The organism is Salipiger marinus, assembly GCF_035481585.1.
In the GTDB taxonomy this organism is placed as follows: Bacteria; Pseudomonadota; Alphaproteobacteria; order Rhodobacterales; family Rhodobacteraceae; genus Salipiger; species Salipiger marinus.
This window is the reverse complement of the sequence record NZ_JAYKSL010000057.1, coordinates 1-5,591: the sequence shown is the minus strand read 5'-3', so window position 1 is coordinate 5,591 and position 5,591 is coordinate 1. Positions and strand designations below refer to the sequence as shown.

The following is a 5,591-nucleotide window of genomic DNA, read 5'->3' as shown; positions in this document are numbered from 1 at the left end:
CGGCGGTGGCCAAGGGCACCGATGTGGACCAGCCGCGCAACCTCGCAAAATCCGTGACGGTCGAATGACCCGCAGGCGGGGGGGGCTCAGCGCCCCCGCCACGCCCTGCGCCACAAGCCCTGTCGCAGCAATTCCCCGCAAAATTCCGAAAAGCGCGCGTATTCCGCCTTATTCTGCGCGCAGCCTGATCGGCGCAGGCCACCTTTCCGGTCTGCGCGACACGGGACGGGGGATTTTGCATGACCCGGAAGACCTNCGCGCGTATTCCGCCTTATTCTGCGCGCAGCCTGATCGGCGCAGGCCACCTTTCCGGTCTGCGCGACACGGGACGGGGGATTTTGCATGACCCGGAAGACCTAGCTGCACCAGCGCATCGCCTATTTTGAATCCCTGCGCGGGCTACCGGCGGCTGCATGTGTTGCTAAGACGGGAGGGACATGCCGTGAATCGCAAGAAAACCCAGCGGCTTTACCGTGAAGAGGGCCTGTCGGTGCGCAAGCGACGGGGGCGGAAGAAGGCGACCGGGACGCGGGCGCCGCTGCTAACGGTAGCCACGCCGAACGCGCGCTGGTCGGTCGATTTCGTCCATGACCAGTTTTCCCACGGTAGTCGCTTCCGGATCTTCAACATGGTCGACGACGTGACGAAGGAATGCCTCGCCGCCGTGGTCGACACCTCGATCTCTGGTCGGCCTGTCGCTCCGGAGCTGACGGCGCTGATCGCCCGGTGCGGCAAGCCACGCCTTATCGTCAGCGACCATGGCACTGAGTTCAGCTCGAACGATGCTGGCCTGAGGCGAGGAGACCGGCGTGCCCTGGTACTTCATCGCACGTTCTCGGATACGCTTCAGGCGTGACAAACAGAATGGGTTTCCGCCAATATGTCTGTATAGTACTGTACCATGGATGCCTAAGCACAGGTGAAGATTTATGCCAAAGTACGATGAAGAATCTGGAGCACTTTCTGCAGGTCGCGGATTTGCGATAGCCTGCTTGTTTGGGTTCATAGGAATAGTTGCCGGCACTATTTTGTGGGCTGCTGGCGCACCATTATTTTTTGTTTTCCTAGTTTATTTCAGTGTTCCTGGAGCGATGATCCTCACGCTCTACCTGCTCTGGAGGCACTCTGAATAGTGTACGCGCTACTCCTTCGGCGCGCCCGTGGGGCAAAACTCTCAAAGGATAACTCCACATCTGCGCCTCACTGAGCCCCCGAAATTCGGAAACTGACATAAGTTACGATTTGCAGTCTGCTGATCTTCTACGAGAAGGAGATCAGTGATGTCGAATCGGAAGCAGCACGCGCCTGAGTTCAAGGCGAAGGTCGCGCTGGAAGCCCTGAAGGGTGAAGAGACGGCGGCCGAACTGGCCAGCCGGTTCGGGGTGCATCCGACGATGATCCATCAATGGAAGCGAGCTTTGCTGGAAGGCGCGTCGGGCGTATTCGAGCGCGGAGGTCGCAAAAAGCCCGAGATCGACGAGGAGCCCCGTCGTACTTGGCGGTGCTGCTGGCCGTGCTGGATCCATCATGATCGCGTTTCCGGCGGGTGATCGGAACACCTTCACTCGCCATGTGCCGCACGGTCTCGTTCGTCTGTTGTCGGCGCTGGAAGCCCTCGTATTGCAGGCGCTCCGCCGTGGTGAGCAGGGCGGGATCAAGTTCCGTCACCCCAACAGGGCGGCGGACTGTCAGCATCTGGCGTCGCACCGCTGCCAGAAACGCCGCACTGACGTTCTCGAGGAGGTGTCAGCGATCCGCGACCTGGACCGCCCGAGGCAAGACGCGCGTGATCGCGCCACCGTAGCCGCCGTTCCGGTCACGGGCGACCACCTCGATCTGAGGCTGCCTCCGCAGCCATGCCTCGACAGTCGTCGGCTCCCTATCCGGCAGCAGGTCGGTGATCTGCCGCCTCTCGAGGTTGCAGATCACCGTGCCATACGGCCGCGAATTTACTGAGGGACTGCTTCTCTGCCTTGAAACGTTTCGTGAAGAGAGCTGACTTGAACGCCATCGGTGCTTCCTTTGCATGTGTTGGCTCATTAATTAATGGCGACAAAAATTTATATAAAAATTTGACATTAATTGGCGCGAACTTGCTAATAGTCGGGTAAGACTAGACTTATACCACCATTTGTTAGGAATGTGCGACATGGATTGCGACATTTTGGAGTACGCGGTGGTCAGCGCGATTCTCTCTGCCGACACTGGGTGCCGGGCACTTGCACCTTCAGCCTATCACTGCTGGCAGCACGCGTGATTGNAGAGCCGGTTTCCGGCGGGATCATGCAGGCGCATTTCGGACATGGTGATCAGATTGCCCGAATTCTGTTTACCCGGGAAGCGGGAAAGCCGCCGCGGCGCCCGGGGGCGGGTGTGACCGGCATCGCTATCTGGCACGCTTTTGGTACCGCTATTTGGCCGGTGGGCCATCGGTGACGCCGTTCGCGGCGCGGACGTAGCTGTAGAGGGTCGGCTTTGAGATCCCCATCATGGTGCAGATCCGGCTGATGGGAGTCTGGCGTTCGTTGTAAAGGCGTACGGCAAGGGCCCGCTTATCGGCGTTGAGCGCGGGACGGCGCCCGCCCGTTCGGCCCCGGGCACGGGCGGCTGCGAGTCCGGCCTGTGTCCGATCACGGATCAGGGTGCGCTCGAACTCGGCCAAGGCACCGAAGATGTGGAAGGTCAGCTTGCCAGTGGGCGTCGTGGTGTCGATCGCTTCGTGCAGCGAGCGCAGGCCGATCTCGTGCTCGTCGAGATAGCTGACCCAGGCAATGAGGTCCTTGAGCGACCGGCCGAGGCGGTCAAGTCGCCAAACGACGAGCGTGTCGCCTCCACGGAGGATGTCCTTGAGTTGCACGAGGCCGGGACGGGCGGAGGCCGCACCGGACATCCTGTCGACGATCACCCGTTCGCAGCCCACCGTCTCGAGGGCGTCACGTTGCAGGTCGAGGTTCTGGTCGTGTGTGGACACCCGCGCGTAGCCGATCAGCATTGGAGGCGCCGGTCACATCGGCGGAACATGGCGGATAGGCAAGGATCCCGTGCGAGCATGTCGTTTCCTGACGCAGATTAGTTTAGCGTGTTTCCTTACCCGCAGACCCGTTGTTCTGCAATCAGGGGAAGGTGGCGCGCAATGGGCAAGCAAACCGACGTTTCCTTGCCGGCCGACAGGCGGGGTGAGGCCATGACGCGCTTCGCTATCTTACGCCCGCATATGGAGGATGGTGTGCCACTGGTGCGGGCGGCTGAGGCGGCAGGAGTGCCGGTCCGGACCGCGCGGCGCTGGCTTGCACGTTTCCGACAGGACGGCGTGGCGGGCCTTGCCCGGAAGGAGCGGGCCGACCGAGGGCGACGGAAACTCCCCGACGGCCTGGTGCGCACGGTGGAGGGCATGGCGCTCACGCGACCGCCACCCTCGGCGGCTGCGATCCACAAGCGCTTGTTGGAGATCGCCCACGAACAGGAGTGGCCAGTCCCGGCCCGACGCACGGTGCGGGCGATTATCGCCGCCCTCGATCCGGCGATGCGCACGCTCGCTCATGATGGACCGGCGACCTACAGGGATAGGTACGAGCTGGTCCACCGACACCGCGCCGCCCGTCCCAACGCGCTCTGGCAGTGCGACCACACCGAACTGGACATCCTCGTCGTGGCGCCAGGGCGGCGTTTGCTGCGACCTTGGCTGACCCTTGTACTCGATGACTATTCCCGCGCCATTGCGGGTTACAGTCTGCTGATCGATGCGCCCTCGGCGATGAACACCGCCCTCGCACTGCGCCAGGCCATCTGGCGCAAGGACGATCCGGACTGGCAGATCTGCGGCATCCCGGACGTGCTCTACGTCGATCATGGATCGGACTTTACCAGCATACACATCGCGCAGGTGGCTGCGGATTTGCAAATGCGCCTCGTATACTCCACCGTCGCCCGGCCCCAGGGCCGCGGAAAGATCGAGCGCCTTTTTGGCAGCGTCAACACCGAGCTTCTGGCGAGTCTTCCCGGTCGTCTGCTGGGCGGCAAGCCCGTTACCCCACCGCGCCTGACGCTCAGCGAACTCGACGCCGCCGTTCATGCCTTCGTGGTCAAGCATTACAACTCACGGTCCCACCCCGCGACCGGCACAAGCCCGAACAGCGCCTGGGTCGCGGATGGCTGGCTACCGCGCATGCCCGACCGGCTTGAGGAACTCGACGAGCTGCTCGTTCTGGTCGCTCGACCACGCGTGGTCGGACGCGACGGCATCCGCTTTGGCGGCCTGCGCTATCTGGATCCTACCCTCGCCGCCTTCGTGGGCGAGCGCGTTACCATCCGCCACGACCCACGCGACGTGGCGGAGATCCGGGTCTATCACCGAGACCGCTTCCTGTGTCGCGCGATCAACGCAGAGCACGCGGATCGCACCGTGTCCCTGCGCGACGTGCAGGCCGCTCGGCGCGCCCGCCGCAAAGCTCTGCGAACGGGCATCAATGAACGCATTGCAGCCGTCCCGGCTGTTCCGGACGCACGAGCGAATCCTGATGCGATTTCGGACCCGGTATCCGCCCCCGGGCGGCGGCACCCTCGCCTCAAGGTCTATCGAGAGGACTGAGCATGCCGACCGTCGCATTCGACTGGATATCCACACTGCGCGGCCCCGACCGGATGCCCGGCTTCATCGCCACCCGCGAGCACCGCCGCTTTGTCGAATTCGCCACCGCCGTGCGACGCCAGCGCACGATCGGCCTGTGCTTCGGCCCCGCGGGCGTGGGCAAGACATGGTCGGCCGGCCGATACGCGCAATGGCACCGCCTCGAGTCATTCCTCCTCGAATGGGGTCCGCGCGATCCCTCCGACGCGCGTATCCACGCTCTGGCGGCACGCAGTCGAACTGTCTTCTACACTCCCGCCGTCGGGGCGGGCCTCAAACAGATGAAGGAGGATCTGAATTTTCTGGCCGTCCGCATGGGATTTTGCATCAGCGCCGGACTCGCTCTGAAAGACCCGTCGGTGGACGCCATGTGCGTTACCCCAATTGAACTGCTGATTGTGGACGAGGCCGACAGGCTGAACGTCACCGCGTTAGAATACCTCCGCGACCTCTATGATCGCGCGCCCATCGGACTCATCCTCATCGGCATGCCGGGGATTGAGAAGCGCCTTGCGCGCTATGCCCAACTCTACAGCCGCGTCGGTTTCGCCCACGAGTACCAGCCGCTTCAGGGCCAGGAACTGACTTTCGTACTCTGTCGCCACTGGAAGAAGCTCGGCCTGGCGCTCGATGTCGACGATTTCACCGACGACCGCGCCATCGCCGCCGTCGCACGCATCACAGGAGGCAACTTTCGCCTTCTCCAGCGTCTCTTTAACCAGATCGAACGCATCCTCGCCATCAACGAGATGACCACCATCACCGAAGACGTCGTTGAAACTGCCCGATCTACACTCGTCATTGGGGCCAACTAACGTCGCCAAAACAGTGCCAAATAACGATGCCGGTCACACCCCGCCCCCGGGCGCCGCGGCGGCTTTCCCGCTTCCCGGGTAAATAGAATTCGGGCAATCTGCTCAGCATGTCCGAAATGCGCCTGCATGATCCCGCCGGAAACCGGCTC

Annotated in this window: 4 protein-coding genes and 2 pseudogenes; 4 read left to right on the top strand and 2 right to left on the bottom strand. The window is 62.7% G+C overall.

What is annotated here, in order from left to right; all coding sequences use genetic code 11:
- Window positions 1-397: 397 nt before the first annotated feature.
- Window positions 398-781, top strand: a pseudogene (locus tag VK682_RS26915) (DDE-type integrase/transposase/recombinase); the annotation flags it as partial.
- Window positions 782-1,280: 499 nt separating this feature from the next.
- Window positions 1,281-1,550, top strand: a complete 270-nt coding sequence (locus tag VK682_RS27425) for a transposase (RefSeq protein ID WP_380716856.1) — start codon at window positions 1,281-1,283, stop codon at window positions 1,548-1,550.
- Here the strand turns inward: VK682_RS27425 and VK682_RS27420 are convergent.
- Together VK682_RS27420 and VK682_RS26900 are read right to left on the bottom strand one after the other, a co-directional pair.
- Window positions 1,543-1,938 (bottom strand): annotated as a pseudogene (locus VK682_RS27420) (transposase); the annotation flags it as partial. The gene VK682_RS27425 and the pseudogene VK682_RS27420 sit on opposite strands and share 8 nt — an antisense overlap.
- 472 nt (window positions 1,939-2,410) lie before the next feature.
- A complete protein-coding gene (locus tag VK682_RS26900; protein ID WP_089852173.1) occupies window positions 2,411-2,992 on the bottom strand; it encodes a recombinase family protein in 582 nt (193 codons plus the stop codon).
- 141 nt (window positions 2,993-3,133) lie between these two features.
- On the opposite strand from VK682_RS26900, the gene VK682_RS26895 reads away from it, so the two are divergent.
- Window positions 3,134-4,588 carry a TnsB C-terminal domain-containing protein gene (locus VK682_RS26895; protein WP_324782950.1) on the top strand — a complete coding sequence of 485 codons (1,455 nt, stop codon included), beginning with the start codon at window positions 3,134-3,136 and terminating at the stop codon, window positions 4,586-4,588.
- 2 nt (window positions 4,589-4,590) lie between these two features.
- On the top strand, window positions 4,591-5,442 hold the full coding sequence (locus VK682_RS26890; RefSeq protein ID WP_324782949.1) for an AAA family ATPase: 852 nt from the start codon (window positions 4,591-4,593) through the stop codon (window positions 5,440-5,442).
- The last annotated feature ends 149 nt before the right edge of the window (window positions 5,443-5,591 follow it).